Raw genomic sequence first — 22,624 nt, 5'->3', positions numbered from 1 at the left:
TCTTCCCGCTAGATTAGGGAGGTGAAGGGCGCTTGACGAGTCCTTTGTGGCGCAAACGTGGCCGGTCTTGCCCGCAGGAGGGTCTGCGGAGTAGGTGGTTTGCGACGGAGCAATGCACGACATCATGGACCGCGACCAAATCCCAGCCGGGTTGCCGGATGACATCGAAGCCAAAAAAGACATTGCGCGCGCCTGGTTCGAGCAGTTGCGTGACCGGATCTGCGCGGCCTTCGAAGGGTTGGAGGACGAGGTGACCGGGCCGCAGGCGACGTGGTCGCCCGGCCGCTTCGAGCGGACCCCCTGGCAGCGCGAAGGGGGCGCAGGCGGGGGCGGCGTCATGTCCATGATGTATGGCCGCGTTTTCGAGAAGGTTGGCGTTCACACCTCCACCGTTCACGGCGAGTTTTCTCCGGAGTTCCGCAAGCAGATGCCCGGAGCCGATGAGGATCCGCGGTTCTGGGCCAGCGGGATTTCGCTGATCTGCCACCCCTGGAACCCGCATGTCCCGGCCGTGCACATGAACACCCGCATGGTCGTAACATCGCGGCAATGGTTCGGCGGCGGCGCCGACCTGACTCCCGTTCTCGACCGGCGTCGAGTGCAGGAAGATCCGGATTCCGTAGCCTTTCACCGCGCCATGCAGTTCGCCTGTGAGAAGCATTCGGCCGTCGCCGACTACCCGCGCCTGAAGCAATGGTGTGACGATTATTTCTATCTGCCGCACCGCGGCGAGCATCGCGGCATCGGCGGCATCTTCTTCGACTACCTTCACTCGCAAGGCGAAGACCTTGGCTGGGAATCGGATTTCCGCTTTGCACAGGATGTCGGGCGCTCGTTTCTGATCGCCTACCAGCACATCGTCCGCCGGAACTTCAACGAGAACTGGACGGAAGCCGACCGCGAGGAACAGTTGATCCGGCGGGGGCGCTACGTGGAGTTCAACCTGCTTTACGATCGCGGCACGATCTTTGGCCTGAAGACCGGCGGAAACATCGATGCAATCCTGTCCAGCATGCCGCCCGAGGTGAAGTGGCCTTGAGCGGCCTCAGCCTTGAAAACCGCTGGAGGGTACTCAGTTAAGGTCTGTCCATCATTGCCAAGGAGGATGAAGCGATGAAGGAATTCCAATGCGGATCGCTTGTGCCCGGCTGCGAATGGCACACGAGGCATGAGGAAGAAGCGGAAGTCATGCGTCGCGCGGTAGACCACATGCGCCAAACCCATGGTGAGACGATCATTCGTGAAAGCATGATCGACGCGATCCGTTCGCGGATCGAGCGCGTGCGAGACGCTGCCTAATCAGGTTGTGGCAAGGCTGTGCGCTCCAGAAGCGCAGCTTTGTCCAACTGGAAATCAGACGCCAGCCATTCTGCTTCCAGGCGCTTCAGTTCCTTGCCAAGCGCAGGTCCGGGAGCAAAGCCGGCGGCCACGAGATCGGCGCCTGTGACCGGCAGAACCGGTAGATCCCAGGTCTTGGCGTAATCCAAGAGCGCCAATTTGGCTTGGATGTCCGTTCCGTTCGCCGCGTCGGCGGCGATCTGGAGTTTTAGCCGGTCAACCAGGCCTTCCCGGCCAACCGTGTGGATCTGACGCGCCAGGGCTGCGCTTGTTTCGGCGGGAACAGGCGCATCGGCCCAGCCGTGGAGGCGCCGCGCTTCGGCCTTGGACAAGCGAAGCCGCTCTTCCAGGCTCATGACGCGCTCGGCGGTCGGCGGAATAACGGCGGCGAGGCGAAGCAGCGGGTCCGGCGCCCAGCCGTGCGCTTGTTCGGCCCGAACCATACCGTGAATTGCGTCGATGCCCCATTTTTCTGTTTCGGGGATCACGAGGCTGAGCACGCCCGTGGTGCGCATCCAAAGAAGCGCTCGCGAGGGATCGGGTGCCGACAAGAGCTTGCGCATCTCGCTCCAGATCCGCTCTGCCGAAAGCCCCGAGACGCCGTCCTTCAGCCGCGCGCAGGCCTTGAGGCCGCCTGCATCAGGTCGCCCTTCGCCGTACCAGGCGAAGAAGCGGAAGAAGCGGAGGACACGCAGGTAATCTTCCCTGATGCGCTGTTCGGGTTCGCCGATGAAGCGAAGAACACGCTTGTCGAGATCGGCGACGCCGTTCACGAGGTCGACCACTGTCCCATCGGCTTCGGCATAAAGCCCGTTGATCGTGAAATCACGGCGCTTTGCATCGGCCTGCCAATCCCGGCCGAAAACCACCTTCGCGTGTCGTCCATCCGTTTCGATGTCCGAGCGAAGCGTCGTCACTTCCACCGGCAGGCCTTCTGCGACCACCGTTATCGTGCCGTGTTCCAGCCCGGTCGGGATCGCGCGCAGGCCGGCTGCTTCTGCGCGACGCAGCGTTTCACGCGGCAGCACCGTTGTTGCCACGTCGATGTCTCCAACAGGCCGCCCAAGCAGAGCATCCCGCACCGCGCCACCTGCGACCCGGGCTTCGCCACCATCGGCCGTGAGTGCCGCCAACAGCGCCCGCAAGCCGGGATGGTCAAGAAAGGCCGCGCGGCCCGCGATCGTGGTCAAGCGTAGAGCCTTTCGTAAAGCGTGCGGATCACGCCGGCGGTGACCCCCCAGATCCGGCGTTCGCCGAAAGGCATTTCGTAAAAGAAGCGCTCACGTTCGGCGAAGATCAGACTGTTGCGGGCGTGGTTGGCTGGATCCATGAGGAAGGCGAGGGGCACCTCGAACACGGCATCCACTTCAACCGGATTGATGGAAAGGCTGAAGCCCGGCTGGACAATGCCCAGCACAGGCGCGATGCGGAAGCCGCTGCCGGTGCTGTAGTCGGGCAAGCGTCCGAGAACCTCGACCGCAGCCGAATCGAGCCCGATCTCTTCTTCCATTTCACGCAAGGCGGCGGCTTCGGGCGAAGCGTCCTCCGGATCGATGCTGCCGCCTGGAAAGGCGATCTGCCCAGCATGCTTGCGCAAATGGTCCGCGCGCTTGGTGAGAATCAGGGTCGCGCCGTCGTGATGATCAACAGCCGTGATCATCACGGCGGCCTCGCGCAGATCCGGTCGCACGACCCAGTCGCGGGAGTCGGGGTTCAGCCGATGATCGCCGTAGAAGTCGCGCTCCGGCTCTTCCCGTTCCGTCAAGGCGCGGCGGCGGAAATCCTCGGCGCTAAACAGCGTATCGGCTCGGTGTAGCATCATCCTTGGGAAGCAAGGCGGTTCAGCTGGTCCACCGGCATCACGGGAAACACGGCACCGCGTGAGCGGAGGGCGAACATCAGGCGGCCATCGATCTCGATCTCCTCGCCGAGATTGGCAAGTTCGTACATCACGGGCCGGTTCACGAGCGCTTCAAGGCGGCCACGCACGTGGAGGTAGGGCTTCAGCCCGCCGGTCTCGGCTTCATCCACGAAGCGCAGCGGGTGATCCGGTCCTGCTTCCACGACGTCGCCGACATTGGTTCGGAAGGTCAACGCGCGCGCGTCGCCTGACCCGCTGGCATCGACTTCCACGGCAAGGAAGGCCGCATCTTCAACGCGGATGCCGACCTTTTCCACGGGAGTGACCAGATAGGTGTTGCCGTCTTCGTCCTTGCGCAGAACGCTGGAAAAGAGCTGCACAAGGGCAGGGCGCCCGATCGGCGTGCCAAGATAGAACCAGGTGCCGTCGCGCTTGATCTCCATGTCGAGTTCGCCGCAGAACTGCGGATTCCATCGATCAACGGGTGGAAGTCCCTTGCCAGCGCGCGCCGCGCGACCGATCAACGCTTCAAGACCAGCGGTGTCGCCGGCTGTTTTCAAGCTCTTGGGAGGGGTCGTCGTTGAAGCTGTCATGGTCACGAAATAGTCACTGTTGTTTTGCTTGTCAGTACCTGCAAGCCATTTAAGGTCGAGGCGCCTTGCTTCTACCCCCAGCGGGTTCGCGATCCTCGACGGAAAAACGGTCCGCCGCTTCGCGCGAACCTCTTCAACGAAGGGCCAATTCAAAGATGAGCGTGATGACGTCCGACAAGGCGCTGAGCGAAACCCAGATGGTTGCGCAGGCAGAACAAGCGCTGAACAGCATCTCGCTCGTGCGCGATGCCGTGGGCCAAGTGATTTTCGGCCAGGAAAGCGTGGTGGAAAAAACGCTGACGGCGGTTCTTGCCGGCGGCCACGCCTTGTTGGTGGGCGTGCCGGGTCTTGCGAAAACAAAGCTCGTGGAAACGCTGGGCACTGTGCTCGGACTGCAATCCAATCGCATCCAGTTCACGCCGGACCTGATGCCGTCGGACATTCTGGGCTCGGAAGTGATGGAGCAGGATGAAACGGGTCGTCGCGCCTTTCGCTTCATTCCCGGCCCGATTTTCGCGCAGTTGTTGATGGCCGATGAGATCAACCGCGCCAGCCCGCGCACGCAATCGGCTTTGTTGCAGTCGATGCAGGAATACCATGTCACCGTGGCTGGCCACCGTCACGATCTGCCAGCCCCGTTCCATGTGCTTGCGACGCAGAACCCGCTGGAACAGGAGGGAACCTATCCTCTCCCCGAGGCCCAGCTCGACCGCTTCTTGATGCAGATCGACATCCTTTATCCGGAGCTCGAAGCCGAGCGTCGCATCCTGACGGAAACCACCGGCACGCGCGAAGCCGGCATCGCCACAGTCCTCGACGCCGAACGGCTGCGCGAGATCCAGCTCCTCGTGCGGCGCATGCCCGTGCCGGAAAGCGTTGTGGAAGCCATTCTGACGCTCGTGCGCTCGGCGCGCCCTGGGCAAGGGCATGCCGAAACGGACAAGCATGTTGCCTGGGGCCCTGGCCCGCGCGCGTCTCAGGCGCTGACGCTCTGTGCCCGTGCCCGCGCGCTTTATGATGGCCGGCTCGCACCCTCGATCGATGATGTGCGGGCGCTGGCGGAGCCAGTGCTGCAGCACCGCATGGCGCTGACCTTTGCAGCCCGCGCGGAAGGCATGAGCGTGCGTGACGTTGTTGCCAGGCTGGTGAAAGCGGTCGGTTGATGGCTGGGATCGGCGAGGTTGCTCCTCCCGTAGCCTCGCGCGACGCGCTGGCCCGAGCGCGCACGCGTGCCGCCCTTGTGCCGGACCTCCTTGTTGAAGCAAGGCGGGTCGTGAACACGGTGATCTCCGGTTGGCACGGCCGTCGCCGGCGGGGCGTGGGTGAGAACTTCTGGCAGTTCCGGCCGTTCGTCGAAGGAGACGCCGTTTCGCGCATCGACTGGCGCCGGTCTGCGCGCGACGAGCACACCTACATTCGCGATCGCGAGTGGGAAGCAGCCCACACGGTGTGGCTGTGGGCGGACGCGTCGCCATCCATGCTTTACAAGTCGAAGGGCGCTACCGTTTCCAAGGAGTCGCGTGCGCTTGTTCTGACGCTTGCGCTCGCTGAACTTCTGTCGCGCAGCGGCGAGCGCATCGGCTGGCCGGGCCTCACCGATCCGTTCACGGCACGCAACGGCGCCGAGCGGCTGGCCACGCGGTTGGCGTATGCCCCTGCCGGTTCGGGGTCGAGGCCGGACTTCATCGGCGTGCGTCGCTTTTCTGACGTGATCCTTGTTTCGGATTTCCTCGATACGCCCGACGAAGCAATGCAGTGGCTCGATCCGCTGATGCGGCGTGGCGTGCGGGCGCATCTGATCGAGATCGCTGATCCGGCAGAAGAAAGCTTTCCGTATGCCGGACGAACCGAGTTTCAGGATCCCGAAAGTGGCGAACGCTTGACCGCGGGTCGTGCCGAAACTCTGGCCGCTGACTACCGGAACCTTTATCTGGCACGCCGGGCCGAGCTCGCCAGCTGGGCGAAACGGCAGGGCTGGAGCTACACGGTCAACCACACGGACCGTCTTGCCTCCGAAGCGCTCGTGAAGATCCACCTGGCTTTGTCCACAGATGCCGGCTTGGGGAGCGCAGGCGCATGAGTTGGCTTCCGCTTTCCTTCGGCGCGCCCCTGGTTCTGGCCGGCTTGCTCGCCTTGCCGCTGATCTGGTGGCTGTTGCGCTTGACCCCGCCCAAGCCCCAAACGGAAACCTTCCCCCCACTCAAGATCCTAGCGCGCGTTCTGCGCAAGGAAGAAACACCCCATTCAAGCCCTTGGTGGCTCACGCTGCTGCGGCTTCTGATGGCAGCCTTGATCATCTTCGCGCTGGCGGATCCGGTGTTCAACCCGCGCGAACGCATGAGCGCGTCGGGTGACGCGGTTGCGATTGTGTTGGACAATGGCTGGTCGACCGCACCCGATTGGGAGCGGCGGGTGGCCACAGCGGAACGGCTGATTACCGACGCAAGTGCCGCGGGCATTCCGGTGGTGCTGGCCCTGACCGCCGAACCACCCAGCACAGAGATCGGGCCATTCGAAGCGCAGGCTGCGCTCGACCACCTGCGCGCAGCGGCTCCCCGGCCGGTTCCGGTTGATCGTCCGACCGCTTTCGGGCGCGTGGCAGAAGCCCTTGCAGGGTTTGCTGCACCGAGTGTGGCGGTGCTTGCGGACGGGCTTGCTGCCGAAGGCGACGAGCAGGCCTTCGCGGCTCTTCTCGGAAACGCGCGATCTAACCTCATCTGGATCGCGCCCGAGCAGATCACGTCGCTGGCCTTGACCGCGGCTGACAACGAGGTCGACGGGTTCCGTGTCACCGCGGTTCGAAGCAGCGCTGATCCTGCACCGCGCACGGTGACGGCCGGCGCCTTCGACGAGCGCGGCCGCCGCATTGCCGATGCCACGCTCGGCTTCGGACCAGGTGAAACCATGGCAACCGGAGATTTCACGGTGCCCTTCGAGCTCCGCAACGATTTCGCTTCTGTTGCCATCGACGGCGAACCGCAGGCGGGCGCTGTTCGGGTTCTTGATGAAAACGCCAAGCGCCGTCGCGTCGGTCTGTTGTCGCAAGCCGAAGCCGACCAGGCGCAGCCGCTCCTTTCGCCACTTTTCTACATCCGCAAGGCGATGCAACCCTTTGCAGACCTTGTGGAGCCGACAAGTGCGGATCTCGCCCAAGCTATCCCGCAGTTGCTTGAACAACGCCCGGCCATGATTGTCATGGCCGATGTGGGCGTGGTGCCCGACGGCGCGCGCCAAGCCCTGATCGATTGGGTGGAGCAAGGCGGCACACTGGTTCGCTTTGCCGGTTCCCGCCTTGCCGCTGCCGGCAATGACGAGGTGCTGCTGCCGGTTCCGCTGCGGCTTGGCGAGCGTGCGCTGGGTGGCGCCCTGTCTTGGACCGAGCCGCAGACGGTGCGTGAGTTTCCTGCGACCGGTCCCTTTGCCGATCTGGCGCCGCCATCGGAAGTGACGGTCACGCGGCAGGTCCTGGCAGAACCCAACGCGGAACTTGCCGAACGCACTTGGGCAACTCTTGCCGATGGCACTCCGCTGATCACGGGCACGAGGCGAGGTGAGGGGTCCGTGGTGTTGTTCCATGTCACGCCCGAAGCGACGTGGTCGAATCTTCCGATTTCCGGTACCTTCGTTGAGATGTTGCGGCGTGTGGTGCAGCTATCGCGCAATCAAGGCCGGCTTGATGCCAATGCGGAAACAAGCGGAGGCGGTCTGCCGCCGTTCCGCATGATCGGCGCAGATGGCGTGCTTGTGCCGCCTCCCGCGGATGCACGTCCGCTCGAGCCTGGAGTTGCCCGCGTGTCCATCGAAAATCCGCCCGGGCTTTACGGAGGAGACGAGGGAGTGGTGGCGCATAACCTCTTGAACAAGGATGCGCAGCTGGTTGCCCTGGCTCGTCCGGAAACGGGCCTGCCCGTGACGGAAGCGTCCTACGCCTTTGACCAGGCGCGCGACCTTCGTGGCCCCTTGTTTGCCCTTGCAGCCTTATTGATGGTGCTCGACACACTCGCCGTGTTGTGGATGGGCGGCGCTTTTGCACGCCGTCCGCGGCGCACGGGGGTTGCTGTTGCCGCCGCGGCGCTTGTCGCGTTCGCCTTTGGCCTTGCCACCTTTGCAAACCCGACGCAGGCGCAGGACAGCCAGCCGGATGATCAGGCGGCAATCGAGGCGATCTCCACGACCCGCATCGCCTATGTGATCACCGGCAATTCGTCCGTTGATGCGATCAGCCGGGCGGGCATGACGGGGCTGACGCAGTTCCTGATCGACAAGACCGCGCTTGAACCGGGCGAACCTGCCGGCGTCGATATCGCGACGGACGAGCTTTCCTTTTACCCGCTGATCTACTGGCCGATTGATCCCGATGCGGCCATGCCGTCGCCGGAAGCCATCGCCCGGGTGGATGCCTACATGCAGGGCGGCGGCACGGTGCTTTTCGACACGCGCGACCAGTATTCCACCGGCTTTGACATGGGTTCCGCTACGCCTGCGACGCAGCGGCTGCGGGACATCCTTGGCAATCTGAACGTGCCGGCGCTGGAGCCGGTGCCGGCCGACCACGTTCTGACGAAAGCCTTTTTCATCGTGCCTGAGTTCTACGGCCGCTTCACGGGAAGCCCGCTTTGGGTGGAGGCTGTTCCAACGAGCACCGAAGCCGCGGACCGACCGGTTCGGACAGGCGATGGCGTAACGCCGATCATGATCACGGCCAATGATCTCGCGGGAGCCTGGGCCGTGGACGCCAGCGGCGAACCGATGCTGCCCACCGTGCCGGCCGACCCGATGCAGCGGGTTTATGCCCTGCGGGGCGGCGTGAACATCATGATGTACATGCTTACCGGCAACTACAAATCCGATCAGGTGCACGTGCCTGTTCTGCTTGAACGGCTCGGTCAGTAAGGATCCGCTTGTGAACTGGTCGCTTTCCTTCGAACCGCTGCTGTCGTGGACCTTCCTTGCGCTTGTGCTCCTGCCTGTTGCGTTGCTCGCAGCCATCGCCTTGTGGCGGCGGCAACGCGGCGCGCTGTTTCGGGTCGGGGCCTTGCTGGCGCTGACGCTCGCCCTCTTCAACCCTGTTCTGCTGGATGAAGTGCGCGAGCCGCTGAAAAGCGTGGTGGCCCTTGTGGTGGATCGCAGCCAAAGCCAGGAGATCCGTGATCGCACCGCGCAGACCGACGCGGCGGTTGCCGAACTGAAGACGCGTCTTGCCCGCTTCGACCAGTTCGAGGTGCGCGAGATCGAGACTGGGCAGGCTGCTTCAGCCGACGAGCGCACGGAAACGGAGCTGTTCAACAGCCTGGACAGTGCCTTCCGTGACGTGCCGCCGTCGCGCATCGCCGGCGCAATCATGGTGACCGATGGCCAGGTTCATGACGTACCGGCCGGCAACGGCCCCGGCTTTGCGGCGCCGATCCACGCCCTGATTACGGGTGAAGAAGGCGAGCGGGACCGCCGCATCCGGCTGGAAAACGCGCCCCGCTTTGGCCTCGTGGACAAGCCGGTGACCATGACCTACCGGGTGCTGGACAGCGCCGGCGAGGGCGAAACGGTGTCCGTGCGCGTGTCCGTCAACGGCGATCTGGTGGCTACGGAACGGGCAGTCGTCGGGCAGCCCACCACCCTGGAAGTCGCGGTTCCGAATGCCGGCCGCAACATCGTGGAACTGGCCGTCGAGGGCCCTGCGGACGAATTGACGCCTGCCAACAACCGCGCCATCGCCCTCGTGGACGGCATTCGCGAGAACCTGCGGGTGCTGTTGGTGTCAGGCGAGCCGCATGCCGGCGAGCGCACCTGGCGCAACCTCCTGAAGTCGGACGCGTCCGTGGACCTCGTGCATTTCACGATTCTGCGTCCGCCGGAAAAACAGGATGGTACGCCGATCAACGAGTTGTCGCTGATCGCTTTCCCGACGCGCGAACTGTTCGTCGAAAAGATCAACGACTTCGACCTGATCATCTTCGACCGCTACCAACATCGCGACGTGCTGCCGATCCTCTACTACGACTACATCGCGGAGTATGTCGAAAATGGCGGCGCGCTCCTGATCGCAGCAGGCCCCGAATATGCCGGGCCGCAGTCGATCGCCAACACGCCGCTGATGTCGGCACTGCCTGCCTTGCCGACCGGCGACGTGGTGGAAGAAGGCTTCTACCCCCGCTTGACCGACGTCGGCCAGCGCCATCCAGTGACGCGCGGACTGGAAGGTTCGGGACAGGAGCCGCCGCGCTGGAGCCGCTGGTTCCGCCAGATCAGCGTGAACAATCCTCAAGGTGAGGTGGTCATGAAAGGAGCGGGCGAGCAGCCGCTGCTTCTGTTGAACCGTACTGGGGAGGGGCGGGTCGGCATGTTCTTGTCGGACCAGGGCTGGCTTTGGGCGCGCGGCTATGAGGGCGGAGGACCGCATGTCGATCTTTACCGGCGCATCGCGCATTGGCTGATGAAGGAGCCGGAGCTCGAGGAAGAGCGGCTGACCGCAGATGGGCGTGGCATGGTGCTGAATGTCACGCGCCAGACCATGAGCGACGAGCCCGGACCTGCGAGCATCATTACGCCGACTGGCAAGCGCCTCCAGATCCCGCTGGCCTCGAACCAGCCTGGCCTGTTCACCGGCAGCCTGGAAGCGGATGAGGTTGGCCTGTACCAGGTCGCCAACGGCGATCTCACGGCTCTCGCGCATGTCGGTCCGGTGAATGCACCCGAGTTTGCAGACGTGATTTCCACCGAAGCCGTGCTCCGCCCGGTCGCGGATGCGAGCGGCGGTACGGTGCGCCGCATCGAGGCGGGGCTGACCGGCATTGATCTGCCCAACATCGTGCCGGTACGGTCCGGCGGCGAAACGGCAGGCCGCGACTGGATGGGGCTCCGCACCACGAACGATAGCATCCTGCAGTCGGTGAGCCGCACGCCCTTGTTCGGCGGGTTCCTCGGCCTCGCTCTTCTGCTGATGGCGATCGGCGCCATGTGGTATCGCGAAGGCCGATAAGGCTCGCCTTACTACGCCACCTTCATCAGGACTGCCGTGTCGATCCCCATGATCTTCTCGTTCGCGGAGTTGAAGGCTTCGCCGTGGGCGTTGAGGATGCGCCAGCCGGGTCGCGAGGTGAGGGCGCGGTGGGCTGTGCTGGTGCGTGCAAAACGGATCGTGTCCCCGGCATAGGCGGGTTTCAGCCAGCGTAGGTTCTGGAACCCCGGCGAGGGTCCAAATTCCGGCTTCGGGCCTTCACCAGCCCATTCCCGCGGCGCGGCATGAAGCAGATTGTGGCGCATCCACATGGACGCCGTATGCCAGCCTGAAGCGCACAGTGCGCCAAACACGCTGTTCTTTGCTGCTTCTTCACTCAGGTGAAAAGGCTGCGGATCGAACTTGCGGGCAAAGGTGATGATCTCCTCCGCCGTGAAAATGTGGCTGCCAAGATCCTGTGTCTGGCCAAGCGCAAAATACTCATCCAGCTTCATGCGGCAGCTCCTGGATTGCGCAACAGGAACATGCCGCTGTTCTGGAACTCCAGCACGAGTTCGTCGCGCTGGTTGAACAACTCGCTCTTGAAGGTCACGAAGCCGAGGGTTGGCCGCGAAGCCGATCTGCGCTTTGCCAGCACCGTGTTCTGGCCGCGTATCGTGTCGCCAGCGAGGACGGGCCTTTTCCACTTGAGGTAGTCAATGCCCGGAGAACCCTGCGACGTGGAGTCCAAAAGAAGATTGTCGCAGATCAGGCGCATGAACATCGCGGATGTGTGCCAGCCGGAGGCTGACAGTCCGCCAAGGATGCTGGCTTTGCCGGCCTCCTCATCCAGATGCATCGGCTGCATATCGAACTCCTGAGCGAATTCGATGATCTCGGCGGCTTCCACCGCGCGGCGGCCCAGCGGGATCGTGGCTCCTTCCTCAAAATCCTCGAAGGCCCAGCGCTTGTCCGTCATGATTGATCCCGATGTTGACCGGCAGCGGGTCAAAGCCAGCCGCGGCGGCGAAAAAACCAGAATGGCAGGATGGCTGACAAAGCCATGGCGATCAACGCAAGCGGATAGCCATAGGTCCAATTGAGTTCCGGCATGTTCTGAAAGTTCATGCCATATACCGTGCCCACCAAGGTCGGCGGCAGAAAGACCACGGTGCCCACCGACACGATCTTCACGATCGCATTCTGCTCGATGTTGATCATGCCCAAGGTGGCATCGAGCAGGAAGGTGACCTTGCCCGACAAGGCGCTAGCATAATCGCTCAGGGATTGGATGTCGCGCAGCAGTGTCTTGCCTCGAGACTTGGTTTCTTTGTCGCCGACCTTCAACGCTGTCAGGAAGCTTACCAGTCGCTGCAGGGATATGAGGCTGTCCTGCATTCCGGACACCAGATCCTCCTTGCGGCCGATCTGCCGTAGGATTTGCTGGAAGTTGCGGTCGCGGTCGGAAGCCTTCGTTTCCGGTGCATGGAAGATCTGATTCGACAGTTTCACGATGTCGCGGCCGACACTTTCCAGAATGTCTGCCAGACGGTCCACGATCGCCTCAAGAAGCCCCGTGAGGATTGTTTCCCCCGAAAAACAGCCAAGCGAAGCTTGTTCAGCCCGCATTGGGAACGTCGCGAAGGCGCGAGGCTCATGGTAGCGGATGGTGACGAGCCGCCCCTTGGACAAAACAAAGGTGACCGGCGAAAGGACCGTGTGCTCGCCTTCCGTTCCCGACGGAAGCGTCGCCGTCATGAACGTGCTGCCATCCTCCACGTAAAGGCGGCTGGAGGTTTCGATCTCCGCCATCTCCTCGCGTGTGGGGATGAAGGCGCCGAGCCACGCCTCGACCGCATCCTCTTCTTCCTTGCTGGGCTCCATCAGGTCCACCCAGATGATGGACTGATCCAGTTCCGTCCTCCGCGCAAGGAGGCCGGACTCGTGGGCAAACGCGCGCAGCATCTCAGATCACCCGCCTAGCCCATAGGATCTTTGCCAAAAGCAGAATGCGTGCCTTCGTTGCAGAATGATGACGGCTCAGGTGTTGAACCGGAACAACAGCACGTCGCCGTCCTGCACGACATATTCCTTGCCTTCGTCGCGCGCCTTGCCAGCTTCCTTGGCCGCCACTTCGCCGCCGAGGGTGACGAAGTCGTCGTAGGCGATGGTTTGCGCCCGAATGAAGCCGCGCTCGAAATCCGTGTGGATGACGCCGGCCGCCTGTGGCGCCTTGGCACCTTTATGCACTGTCCAGGCCCGCGTTTCCTTGGGTCCCGCCGTGAAGTAGGTGATCAGGCTCAGAAGCTCGTAGCCGGCGCGGATCAGGCGATCGAGACCCGGCTCGTCGAGCCCCATCTCGTCCAGGAATTCCTTTGCTTCGGCATCCGGAAGCTGTGCCACCTCGGCCTCGATGGCGGCCGAGATCACAACCGTGCGCGCGCCTTGCTGCTGCGCCATGGCTTCAACCGCCGTTGTGTGCTCGTTGCCGGTTGCCGCGTCGCCCTCGGCAACATTGCACACGTAAAGCACCGGCTTGGACGTCAGAAGGTTCAGCCCTTCCAGGATCTTGAGGTCTTCGGGCGCGATCCCGGCCAGCATCATGCGGACCGGCTTGCCGTCCTGGAGCAGCTTCAACGCTTCTTCCATTACCGGAAGAACGGTGAGCGCTTCCTTGTCCTTGCTGGACGCGCGCTTGCGAAACTGAACCACGCGGCGCTCAAGACTTTCGAGATCCGAAAGCATCAGTTCTGTTTCGACGGTTTCGGCGTCGGCAACCGGATCGATGCGTCCTTCCACATGCGTGATGTCGTCATCTTCGAAGCAGCGCAGGACGTGCACGATGGCGTCCACTTCGCGGATGTTGGCCAGGAACTGGTTGCCGAGCCCTTCTCCCTTGGATGCGCCGCGCACGAGGCCTGCGATGTCCACGAAGGAGATGCGGGTCGGCACAACTTCCTTCGACTTGGCAATCGAGGCAATGCTGGCGAGCCGCGGATCAGGCACCGCCACCTCGCCGGTGTTCGGCTCGATCGTGCAGAAGGGATAGTTGGCGGCCTGGGCGGCGGCGGTGCGCGTCAGGGCGTTGAAGAGCGTCGACTTGCCAACGTTGGGCAGGCCGACGATGCCGCATTTGAAACCCATGAGAGAACGGTCCTATCGGGAAGAGCTTTGGCGAGGGCTATGGGCGACGAAGCAGCGCATCGTCAAGCCTTGCGGTTCCCCACAGGGCTAGACCAGCGTCGTCCACGCAAAATAGCCGGCAGCCACGATGAGGCCGAATGCGAGGACCGCCAGAAGGCCGTCTTCCGTTACGAGGGCCAGAGCAAACAAGGAGACGGCGCCGGCCATGAAGCTTGCCGAAAACGGGATCACCTCCAAAAACGGCATGCACAATCCCGCCCCCAGGCAAAACAGGGCAGGACCAATCGAAAAGGGATAGCGCACCAGAAACGATAGGCGCTTCCTTGTCACCCAATCGATTACCCTTGCAGGCTTGACCATCCAGTCGCGCGCCTTTTGCAAGCTGCTGCGCGACACGGATTGCCTGAGAATGAACTGCGGCAGCCACAAGCACTCCCGGCGGAACACCATCTGCACAGAGATCAGGGCGATGATGATGCCGCACACGGCCGACAAGCCTGGAATGCCGCTTGCCGGTGTCACTGCGATCAGCGCCGGGATCAGGAGCAGAGGGGCGAAGGCATCGTCGCCGATCTCCTTCACTGCATCGTCCACCGACACCTGATCACCGTCGCCCGCTTCGGCGACAACCTCCAGCACTTCCTTCATCGAGTGGAGATCGTGCTTTCCGCTCATGGCTCGCTCCTGCTGCCAGCAAAAGATAGGGCGATCCGCGCGCCCGTACAGCAGCCTCAATCCTTGTTGAAGAGGCGCTTCAACATGGCGGCCATCGGCCCGCTTTCCGGGATCTTGACCTGCGGCTGTTGAGGTCGAGCTTGGCGGATGTGGCTTTGACCCTTGGGCGCCGTTCTTGCCGCAGGGGGAGGTGGCTGATCCGGCTTCTTGCCTGAAAGCGCCAGGGTCACCTTGCTCATGAAGGCGTTGTCGTCGCTCGCGAGCAGGTCCGCGTGGTCGGCAAGGGCCTCGAGAAGCGGCTCCAACCAGACAGCGTCGCTTTTCGCGAAGTCGCCCAGCACATGGTTGTGCACGAGTTCCTTGGCGCCGGGGTGGCCGATGCCGATCCTGACTCGGCGATATTCCTTGGCCACGTGGGCGTCGATGGAGCGGATGCCGTTGTGGCCGCCATGACCGCCACCTGTTTTCACCCGGACCTTGCCCGGGGGCAGGTCGAGTTCGTCGTAGAATACCGTGATGTCGCCAGGAGCCAGCTTGAAGAAGCGCGCCGCTTCCCCGACTGCTTGACCGGAATTGTTCATGAAGGTTTGCGGCTTCATCAGCAGCACCTTCTCGCCGCCGACGGTGCCTTCAGCGACCTGCGCCTGGAACTTCTTGGACCAGGGGGAAAAGGAATGGCGGCGGGCAATTGCGTCCGCCGCCATGAAGCCGACATTGTGCCGGTTGTTCTGGTACTGAGCGCCAGGATTTCCAAGGCCTGCAAAAAGAAGCATGGCAGGTTTCCTGTCGCCAGGGCTGAGGATCAATCCTCGGCGCCGCCTTCCGCTTCCGCGGTTTCGGTGCTTTCAGGTTCTTCGTCAGCACCTTCGAGCAGCACGGCGGGTGCAGCGATGGTGGCGATGGTGAAATCGCGATCGGTGATCGTCAGTTCGGCAAGCTTTGGAAGCTTGACAGCCGAGATGTGGATGCTGTCACCGATCTTCAGGCCCGTGAGGTCGATCTCGATCGCGTCCGGGATCTGGTCGGCGGGAACCTGCAACTCGATCTCGTGCCGAACGATGTTGAGAACGCCGCCACGCTTGATACCCGGCGACTTGGTGTCGTTCAGGAAGTGGACGGGAACGTTGACGGTCACCGTGGAATGCTCGCCGACCCGCAGGAAGTCGACATGCATCGGGAAGTCCTTAACCGGATCCATCTGGTAGTCCTTCGGCAGGACGCGGATCTTCTGGCCATCGACATCAATCGTGGCGACCGTGGTTTTGAAGCCGCCGCCGTGGATCTTGTAGAAGATTTCCTTGTAGGAGAGAGCGATCGCCAGGGGAGGCTGCTTCTCGCCATAAATGACTGCTGGTACTTTGCCGTTGCGGCGGATTTCGCGGGCGGACCCCTTACCGACCTTTTCGCGCGCCTCGGCCTTGAGCTCGTATGTCTCGCTCATGGCTTTTCCTTTTGGTTGTGGAGCGTTTGCCGAGATCATCAGCGACCCGGAAACGTCGAAAGCGGCCGATCGCGATCAGCCGCCTGCGCCCCGCGTTGCCTCCAAGGGTGTCTACGCGGGTGACGGCCCTATAACCGAAGGGCTTTTCCCTTGCAAGCCAAGGACCTCATTGCGGGCCGACGATCGCCCAACTGAGACCGTACGGATCCTTGAACTGCCCGTACTTGTCGCCCCAAAAGGCCACGTGCAGATCGGTTTCGACTGCCATGCCCGCCGCGACCCCGCGGTCCCACCAAGCCTGCGCGTCCTCCACGATCAATGTCATCGCGCAGCCATTGGCAGTGTCTCCCATCCCGTGTTCCGGGAATGGATCGTTGAACATGAAGGCGCCGCCGTTGATCCGCGCTTCGCAGTGCATGATCTTGCCACCGTCAGTTTCGCGCGCATCGACGATCTCGGCGCCGAGCGCGATCCTGTAGAACTCGGCTGCCTTGCGTGCATCGGTCACGGTCGCATAGGCAGTGACGCCCGGGTAGGTGTCGCGGTGCTTGTAGTTGGCCATAGGTCAATCCTCGAATCTTGAATGCAGGGGGTCATCGTTCGCGAAACGGCAGAGTTCTTTCGGGACACTTCAAAGCGTCTTCGCCAGCGCTTCCAACTGGTCTGCGGCCATTCCCCAGCCTTCATGAAAGCCCATCTTTGCATGCGCTTCGCGATCCTCTGCGTTCCAGTGGCGGGCGGTCGCGGTGTAGCGGGTCTTGCCGTTTCCAGCGTCTTCGAACAGTGTTTCGGCGACCATGAAGGCCTTTCCCGAAGGCTTCCAGCCCGCGGTGAATGCATCGGTGCTGACGATCTTCTCGTTGGGCACGACTTCCAGATAGACCCCTTCGTTGGGGTACTGATTGCCCTCGGGATCCTGCATCACGACCAGGCTGCGTCCACCCGGACGCAAGTCGACTTCGGCAGACGCGATCGTCCATGGCTTGGGCACGAACCACTGCTTCAGGAGTTCCGGATCGTGCCAGCAACGGAAGAGCTTTTCGCGTGGCACGTCCATGACACGGGTCAAGACAAGGTCGAGGGGTTCGTTGTTCAGGACTTCGGACACGGCGTGCTCCTTCTGTTGCGATGTTTCGAGGACGAAAGACGGGGCAGCGATCCGACACCGTGCCGCATTTTCTTCGATCAACCGGCGTTCGCCGCGACCTTTTCGAGACTGTCCAGATGGCTGCGGATGTGATCGGCTTCCGCAGCCGAACCAGCCAGGGCGATCGCACGATTGAAGGCTGTGCGCGCCTCGTCTGCGCGGCCCTGTTGCTGCAGAAAGGCGCCGCGGACGCCGTGATAGTTGAAATAGCCGTCCAGGCGCTCGGCCAAAGGTTCAATCAGGGCCAGCGCCTGATCCAAGCCATAAGCCTTTGACACCGCAACAGCGCGGTTCAAGGTGACCACGGGCGAGTCCGTAATCTCTTCAAGCATGGCATAAAGAACATCGATTTCGCGCCAGTCCGTGTCTTCGGGACGAGCGGCGCGCGCATGAAGCGCTGCGATGGCCGCCTGCAACTGGTAAGGGCCTGGCCGGCGGTGGCGAAAGGCCTTGTCCACCAGAGCAAGCCCTTCGGTGATCATCTTGGGGTTCCACAAGCCTCGGTCCTGCATGTCGAGCAGGATGATGGACCCATTCTGGTCAAAGCGAGCGGCGCTGCGCGCATGCTGCAAGAGCATCAGCGCGGTTAGACCCATAACCTCAGGTTCGGCCGGGTACATGCGTAGGATCAACCGGGCAAGTCGGATCGCTTCGTTGCAAAGCGGTTGGCGCGCCTCGATTTCCCCGCCACTCGCCGAATAGCCTTCGTTGAACACGAGGTAGATCATCGCAAGCACCGTTTCGAGCCGCTCCGCGCGCTCCGCTGGCGCTGGTGTGTCGAAGGGCACACCGGCTGCGGCCACGCGCGCCTTGGCGCGGGTGATGCGCTGCTCCATTGCCTTTTCATTCACAAGGAAGGCCCGGGCGATCTGGCGAACGGAAAGGCCGGACACGATGCGCAGGGCCAATGCGATCTGCTGCGTCGCGGGCAGGTCGGGGTGGCAGCAGACAAAAAGCAGGCGCAGGATGTCGTCACGATAATCCGCCTGATCCAGCCGGTCGACCATGCCGCCTTCGGGATCGTCCAGATCCGACAGCTGGTGTTCCGGCGGGAGTTCGGTGAAGCGCTTGTCCCGCCGCTTGCCATCGAGCCCAGCGTTACGGCCCACCATGATCAGCCAGGCAGCGGGATCGCGCGGCGGGCCGTTTTCCGGCCATTTACGCAGCGCGCGCAGGCAGGCTTCCTGGAAGGCTTCTTCCGCCGTGTCGAGGTCGCGGAAGTAGCGCAGCAAGGCTGCGACCGCTTTCGGCCGCGCCGCAGCAAAGGCTGCATCCATCCAGGCTGGATCATTCATTCGGCAGCGGTCCTTTGCGCGGGCAGTGTCGCCACAGCTGAGCCATCGGTCACCACACCCTGCTGGAAGAAGCCGACCGGCCGGATCTCATAGGAGCCCGGTGCGTGGTTTGCCTCGGTCAGCTCGCGGGCGAAGTCATGCGCATCTTCAAGCTTCTCGCAATCGATGATGTAGAATCCGAGCAGCTGTTCCTTGGTTTCCGCGAACGGGCCATCCATCACCAAGGGTTCGCTTTTGCCCTTGCGCAGCGTGGTTGCGGAGGTCGTCGGCAGCAGGCGGGCGGTAGGTCCGAGGCGCCCTTGTTGGGCTACGCGGCCGATCACGCCCTGCAGGCGCTCCATGACGGCGTCGTCTTCGGCCTTGGACCAGGCCATCACCTCGTCCTCGTTGGAATAGCACAGGATGGCGTAGAGCATGGATCTCGTCCTCATGAAGTGAAGACGAGAGACTAGGCCGAACACCGACAGGCTTGAAGATAATTTCCGCAGGCCCCACCTGCGGAAAGCCCGTGGTGCTTCAGTCGCTTTGCCCAGCATCCCTCATGTTGGGCAGGAACACCGTGAGCAGCCCGAGCAGCGGCAGATACGAGCAGAGCTGGTAGACATACACGATGCCCTTCGCGTCGGCGATCGTGCCAAGCGCCGCTGCCGCGATGCCGCCCATGCCGAAAGCAAAGCCGAAGAAGATACCGGCAATCATCCCTACCCGTCCTGGCACGAGCTCCTGGGCGAACACCACGATTGCCGGGAACGCGGACGACAAGATTAAGCCGATCAGCGCGCTCAGGATGATGGTCGCTTCAAAGCCGACATAGGGCAGGGCCAGCGTAAATGGGAGAACGCCGAGGATGGAGAACCAGATCACCACCTTGGGTCCAAAGCGATCTCCGAGCGGACCGCCGATGATGGTGCCCGCTGCAGCCGCACCCAGATACACAAAAAGCATCAGCTGTGCGTCCTGCACCGAAACGCTAAACCGCTCGATGACGTAGAACGTAAAATAGCTGGCGATGCTGGCGGTGTAGATGTTCTTGGTGAAAACGAGCAGGGCAAGAACAACCAAAGCGATCTGCGTGCGCCGGCGCGGGAAGGGCGGGAGCAGGCTTGCCGCGCCCTTGCCGGCGGATGCACGCCGCACGCCGGCATACCAGGCGCTGACGCGCCAAAGAACGATCATTCCGATGAAGGCCACGAAGGAGAACCAGGCGACGCTGCCTTGCCCGCGCGGCACAACGATGAAGGCCGCAAGGAGAGGACCGACCGCGGACCCAAAATTGCCGCCGAGCTGGAACACGGATTGCGCCAAGCCGAAGCGTCCACCGGACGCAAGCCGCGCCACGCGGGACGATTCCGGATGGAAGATGGCAGAGCCAAGACCGATGAAGCAGGCTCCAACCAGCAGGACCGAATAGCTTCCTGCACCAGCCAGGATGAAAAGGCCAAGCATGGTGGATGCCATGGCGACCGGCAAGGAGAACGGCAGCGGGTTCTTGTCGGTGTAGAGCCCGATGAAAGGTTGCAACAAGGATGCCGTCACCTGGAAAGCCATGGTGAGCAGGCCAATCTGCCAATAATCCAGCCCGTAGCTTTCCTTCAGGATCGGATAGATCGACGACAAAAGCGTCTGCATCAGATCGTTGAGAAAGTGGCAGAAGCTGACAGCCAGAACGATGCCAAAGGTCGCATTCTGGATCGGCTTAGACACGCGAAGCGCGCCGGACTGGCTCATGGTTCAGGTCCCGCAGGCAAACAGAGGCATCCGCTTAGACCTTTTGCAGCAGAAGGAACAAGCAATCTGTTGAGCAATTGCTTGGTCCAGTCACAAGGTCTCCAACGAGACCCTGCTGACGATCTAGCCGTCCGGCTCGAAGAACACGAGCCGGTTTCCGAAGGGATCCAGAACGGTAACTTGCTTGCCGCCCCAGGGTGGTGTCTCCAGACCCGGTCGCACAAAGGCGTAGTTCTTCGCGTTCAGTTCTGCATGGAGGCGCATGGCATCTTGGACGCGGATGCGGCACGCCGAACCGGGCGTTGCATCGCCATGATGTTCACTCAGGTGAAGCTCGCATGTGCCGCGGCGCACAGCCATGTAGAGCGGGAAGTTTTCGCCGAAGCGATGCTCCCAAGCTTCATCGAAGCCAAGATAATCGATGTAGAAGGCGCGGGCCTTGGCAATGTCAAAGATACGCAGGATCGGGGTGACATCACCCAAGGGCATCCGAGCACCACCTTCCTCAATCGAACAGGCTGGATACGCTTTCTTCCGTCGCGGTGCGCGAGATCGCTTCGCCGATCAAGTCGGCAATCGAAAGAACACGAATGTTGTGCGCGGCTTCCACGCTGGACGTGGGCTGGATGGAATCCGTGATCACGAGTTCCTTAAGCTTCGAGGATGTGATGCGGGCCACCGCGCCCCCCGACAACACACCGTGAGTGATGTAGGCCGTGACGCTGTTGGCGCCGTTCGCAAGCAGAGCTTCGGCCGCGTTGCAGAGCGTTCCGCCGGAATCAACGATATCATCGTAAAGCAGGCAGTCGGCGCCTTCGACATCGCCGATGATGTTCATCACCTCGGATTCGCCTGGGCGTTCGCGCCGCTTGTCGACAATGGCAAGCGACGCATCCACGCGCTTTGCGAGCGCGCGGGCGCGCACCACGCCGCCGACGTCCGGTGACACAACCATCAGCTTGGGCGAAGCGTAGTTCTGTTTCACATCGCGCGACATCACCGGCACGGCAAACAGGTTGTCGGTCGGAATGTCGAAGAAGCCCTGGATCTGGCCGGCATGGAGATCCATGGTCAGAACGCGGTCGGCACCGGACTGGGTGATCAGGTTTGCCACCAGCTTGGCGGAGATCGGCGTGCGGCCGGATGCACGACGATCCTGCCGGGCATAGCCGAAATAAGGAATGACCGCCGTGATGCGGCGTGCCGACGATCGACGGAAGGCGTCGATCATGATCAGCATTTCCATGAGATGGTCGTTTGTTGGATAGGAGGTTGACTGCAGGACGAAGACGTCCTCGCCGCGCACATTCTCCTGGATCTCAACGAAAATTTCCTGGTCGGCGAAGCGGCGCACCGAAGCGCGACCAAGCGGAACATTCAGGTAGCGGGCCACCGCCTCGGCAAGGACGCGATTGGAGTTGCCCGCAAAAAGCTTCATCGCTGGTCCTTGCTCTGACAGCCGGTCTTCGCCGGCGGTTGGATGACGGCGCTTTTAGCGGCGAAAGCGCGCAATGCAACCCGCGCGCGGGTTGTTAACCAAACTTACCTGAAAAAAGTTTTGCGTAGGGCGTTCAGCCGGCTTCCGAAAGGAGGAAACTGCTTGTTTCCTCGATCGAGCGATCGGCAATGCGCTGCATGGCGGCCGGAGTCACACCAGCCCAGCCAGAAGCCTTTCCGCCGCCCGGCTCGCTCCCCTGGATGCGGTGGAGACGCTTGCCGTTGCGGTCCGTGATGTCCCAGACATAGGTTACGACCGCTTCGCCCTGGTAGTCGGCGATGGAGAAGTAGCCTTTCATCACGTGGGTCGCGGATGTGTCATCGGCCGAGGTGAACGAGAGACCCTTGGCGCGAGCTTGTTCCCCGAAGCGATTGGCTAGCGGTGCTGCCGCATCCACGCCTACCCCGCTGACTTCGGCCAGCGCAATGCGCGCCGGACCGGTGGAAGCGAGGGGCGCGGGCTCAGTCGTTGCCGCCGGGGCTTCTTCCAGTTCCTGCCGTGAAACGGCGGTCGGAACTCCGCCGAGGCTTGCCGCCTGGCTTTCCAAGGTTTGCGGTGCGTTTCGGCGTCGTTCGTCGAGCGAAAGGTCGTCACGGCCAGCGAAGGTGACGCGCTCGCTTTCCTTGCCAAAGCCGCCTCCGTCTGTGAACGGTTCTTGTTCAAGCCTCGGCAGGCTTGCCTGGGCTGACGACAGATCGCTCCGAGGGTAGGCGATCGCCGACGGCGGCGTTGTTCGGCTGAAGGTGGGGCTCGCTTCATCCACCAGGCTGGCGTTTTGCGGCATCACGCTCAGAAGGCGGGAACTTGAGCCGACATCCAGCGGCGGGATCGGGTGATCGGAACTGCAGCCGGCAACGGGTGCCAGCGCCAAGATCACCGCAGCAATGTTTCGGCTGTTGACCATTGGTCTCCCTCCGGAGGGGGAAGATAGACCAGAGTTGTTACCCAATCGCTTCGCGTGAGCTGACCG

Annotated in this window: 24 protein-coding genes; 6 read left to right on the top strand and 18 right to left on the bottom strand. The window is 62.5% G+C overall.

The features are described from left to right. The first annotated feature begins 124 nt into the window (after positions 1-124). Together hemF and J5Y06_RS11970 are read left to right on the top strand one after the other, a co-directional pair. Positions 125-1,039, top strand: a complete 915-nt coding sequence (gene hemF, locus J5Y06_RS11975) for an oxygen-dependent coproporphyrinogen oxidase (protein WP_209335385.1) — start codon at positions 125-127, stop codon at positions 1,037-1,039. 74 nt (positions 1,040-1,113) lie between these two features. Next, the gene (locus tag J5Y06_RS11970) at positions 1,114-1,299 is read left to right on the top strand and encodes a DUF1059 domain-containing protein (protein WP_209335384.1); all 186 of its coding nucleotides are present in this window, start codon (positions 1,114-1,116) and stop codon (positions 1,297-1,299) included. On the opposite strand, the gene J5Y06_RS11965 is transcribed toward J5Y06_RS11970, so the two are convergent. Genes J5Y06_RS11965 through J5Y06_RS11955 form a run of 3 tightly spaced genes read right to left on the bottom strand, consistent with a single transcriptional unit; the run spans position 1,296 to position 3,792 of the window. Beyond that, positions 1,296-2,528, bottom strand: a complete 1,233-nt coding sequence (locus J5Y06_RS11965) for a CCA tRNA nucleotidyltransferase (protein ID WP_209335383.1) — start codon at positions 2,526-2,528, stop codon at positions 1,296-1,298. The genes J5Y06_RS11970 and J5Y06_RS11965 overlap by 4 nt on opposite strands. After that, the gene (locus tag J5Y06_RS11960; protein ID WP_209335561.1) at positions 2,525-3,157 is read right to left on the bottom strand and encodes a CoA pyrophosphatase; all 633 of its coding nucleotides are present in this window, start codon (positions 3,155-3,157) and stop codon (positions 2,525-2,527) included. The genes J5Y06_RS11965 and J5Y06_RS11960 overlap by 4 nt, the downstream gene beginning before the upstream one ends. Next, a complete protein-coding gene (locus tag J5Y06_RS11955) occupies positions 3,157-3,792 on the bottom strand; it encodes a DUF1285 domain-containing protein (RefSeq protein WP_209335382.1) in 636 nt (211 codons plus the stop codon). The genes J5Y06_RS11960 and J5Y06_RS11955 overlap by 1 nt, the downstream gene beginning before the upstream one ends. Positions 3,793-3,947: 155 nt before the next feature. Between J5Y06_RS11955 and J5Y06_RS11950 the strand changes: the two genes are divergently transcribed. Genes J5Y06_RS11950 through J5Y06_RS11935 form a run of 4 tightly spaced genes read left to right on the top strand, consistent with a single transcriptional unit; the run spans position 3,948 to position 10,768 of the window. Next, complete coding sequence (locus J5Y06_RS11950) at positions 3,948-4,955, top strand: AAA family ATPase (protein ID WP_209335381.1); 1,008 nt, start codon at positions 3,948-3,950, stop codon at positions 4,953-4,955. Beyond that, the gene (locus tag J5Y06_RS11945) at positions 4,955-5,872 is read left to right on the top strand and encodes a DUF58 domain-containing protein (RefSeq protein ID WP_209335380.1); all 918 of its coding nucleotides are present in this window, start codon (positions 4,955-4,957) and stop codon (positions 5,870-5,872) included. The genes J5Y06_RS11950 and J5Y06_RS11945 overlap by 1 nt, the downstream gene beginning before the upstream one ends. After that, positions 5,869-8,685: a DUF4159 domain-containing protein gene (locus J5Y06_RS11940; protein WP_209335379.1), complete on the top strand. Its 2,817-nt coding sequence runs from the start codon at positions 5,869-5,871 to the stop codon at positions 8,683-8,685. The genes J5Y06_RS11945 and J5Y06_RS11940 overlap by 4 nt, the downstream gene beginning before the upstream one ends. 10 nt (positions 8,686-8,695) lie before the next feature. Further along, complete coding sequence (locus tag J5Y06_RS11935) at positions 8,696-10,768, top strand: hypothetical protein (protein WP_209335378.1); 2,073 nt, start codon at positions 8,696-8,698, stop codon at positions 10,766-10,768. A gap of 11 nt (positions 10,769-10,779) precedes the next feature. Here J5Y06_RS11935 and J5Y06_RS11930 read toward each other — a convergent pair whose 3' ends face one another. The 15 genes from J5Y06_RS11930 to J5Y06_RS11860 all read right to left on the bottom strand — a co-directional run bounded on the left by J5Y06_RS11930 (position 10,780) and on the right by J5Y06_RS11860 (position 22,558). After that, entirely contained in the window at positions 10,780-11,241 is a 462-nt protein-coding gene (locus J5Y06_RS11930) for a MaoC family dehydratase (RefSeq protein WP_209335377.1), read from the bottom strand. Next, positions 11,238-11,705 carry a MaoC family dehydratase gene (locus J5Y06_RS11925; protein WP_209335376.1) on the bottom strand — a complete coding sequence of 156 codons (468 nt, stop codon included), beginning with the start codon at positions 11,703-11,705 and terminating at the stop codon, positions 11,238-11,240. Before J5Y06_RS11925 ends, J5Y06_RS11930 begins: the two co-directional genes overlap by 4 nt. A gap of 29 nt (positions 11,706-11,734) precedes the next feature. Next, the gene (gene corA / locus J5Y06_RS11920; RefSeq protein WP_209335375.1) at positions 11,735-12,691 is read right to left on the bottom strand and encodes a magnesium/cobalt transporter CorA; all 957 of its coding nucleotides are present in this window, start codon (positions 12,689-12,691) and stop codon (positions 11,735-11,737) included. 75 nt (positions 12,692-12,766) lie between these two features. Continuing rightward, positions 12,767-13,870 carry a redox-regulated ATPase YchF gene (gene ychF / locus J5Y06_RS11915; protein WP_209335374.1) on the bottom strand — a complete coding sequence of 368 codons (1,104 nt, stop codon included), beginning with the start codon at positions 13,868-13,870 and terminating at the stop codon, positions 12,767-12,769. An 87-nt stretch (positions 13,871-13,957) separates the two neighbouring features. Further along, the gene (locus tag J5Y06_RS11910; RefSeq protein WP_209335373.1) at positions 13,958-14,545 is read right to left on the bottom strand and encodes an exopolysaccharide biosynthesis protein; all 588 of its coding nucleotides are present in this window, start codon (positions 14,543-14,545) and stop codon (positions 13,958-13,960) included. A 56-nt stretch (positions 14,546-14,601) separates the two neighbouring features. Further along, positions 14,602-15,318 carry an aminoacyl-tRNA hydrolase gene (pth, locus tag J5Y06_RS11905; protein WP_209335372.1) on the bottom strand — a complete coding sequence of 239 codons (717 nt, stop codon included), beginning with the start codon at positions 15,316-15,318 and terminating at the stop codon, positions 14,602-14,604. Between the two features lie 29 nt (positions 15,319-15,347). Then, complete coding sequence (locus J5Y06_RS11900; protein WP_209335371.1) at positions 15,348-15,986, bottom strand: 50S ribosomal protein L25/general stress protein Ctc; 639 nt, start codon at positions 15,984-15,986, stop codon at positions 15,348-15,350. 166 nt (positions 15,987-16,152) lie between these two features. Beyond that, positions 16,153-16,548, bottom strand: coding sequence for a VOC family protein (locus tag J5Y06_RS11895; RefSeq protein WP_209335370.1), 396 nt, complete (start codon positions 16,546-16,548; stop codon positions 16,153-16,155). Between the two features lie 69 nt (positions 16,549-16,617). After that, positions 16,618-17,043: an SRPBCC family protein gene (locus J5Y06_RS11890; protein ID WP_209335560.1), complete on the bottom strand. Its 426-nt coding sequence runs from the start codon at positions 17,041-17,043 to the stop codon at positions 16,618-16,620. A 128-nt stretch (positions 17,044-17,171) separates the two neighbouring features. Further along, on the bottom strand, positions 17,172-18,428 hold the full coding sequence (locus J5Y06_RS11885; protein WP_209335369.1) for an RNA polymerase sigma factor: 1,257 nt from the start codon (positions 18,426-18,428) through the stop codon (positions 17,172-17,174). Further along, complete coding sequence (locus J5Y06_RS11880; protein ID WP_209335368.1) at positions 18,425-18,844, bottom strand: YciI family protein; 420 nt, start codon at positions 18,842-18,844, stop codon at positions 18,425-18,427. The genes J5Y06_RS11885 and J5Y06_RS11880 overlap by 4 nt, the downstream gene beginning before the upstream one ends. Before the next feature lie 100 nt (positions 18,845-18,944). Then, positions 18,945-20,156: an MFS transporter gene (locus J5Y06_RS11875; protein ID WP_209335367.1), complete on the bottom strand. Its 1,212-nt coding sequence runs from the start codon at positions 20,154-20,156 to the stop codon at positions 18,945-18,947. Positions 20,157-20,279: 123 nt separating this feature from the next. Further along, positions 20,280-20,645: a glyoxalase superfamily protein gene (locus J5Y06_RS11870; RefSeq protein WP_209335366.1), complete on the bottom strand. Its 366-nt coding sequence runs from the start codon at positions 20,643-20,645 to the stop codon at positions 20,280-20,282. A gap of 16 nt (positions 20,646-20,661) precedes the next feature. Continuing rightward, positions 20,662-21,594: a ribose-phosphate pyrophosphokinase gene (locus J5Y06_RS11865; protein ID WP_209335365.1), complete on the bottom strand. Its 933-nt coding sequence runs from the start codon at positions 21,592-21,594 to the stop codon at positions 20,662-20,664. A gap of 133 nt (positions 21,595-21,727) precedes the next feature. Further along, positions 21,728-22,558, bottom strand: coding sequence for a hypothetical protein (locus tag J5Y06_RS11860; protein WP_209335364.1), 831 nt, complete (start codon positions 22,556-22,558; stop codon positions 21,728-21,730). Positions 22,559-22,624 lie beyond the last annotated feature (66 nt).

It is taken from the genome of Tianweitania sediminis, assembly GCF_017813335.1.
GTDB classification, from domain to species: Bacteria; Pseudomonadota; Alphaproteobacteria; order Rhizobiales; family Rhizobiaceae; genus Tianweitania; species Tianweitania sediminis.
The sequence above is the reverse complement of the archived record's forward strand: the minus strand, read 5'-3'. Positions and strand labels throughout refer to the sequence as shown.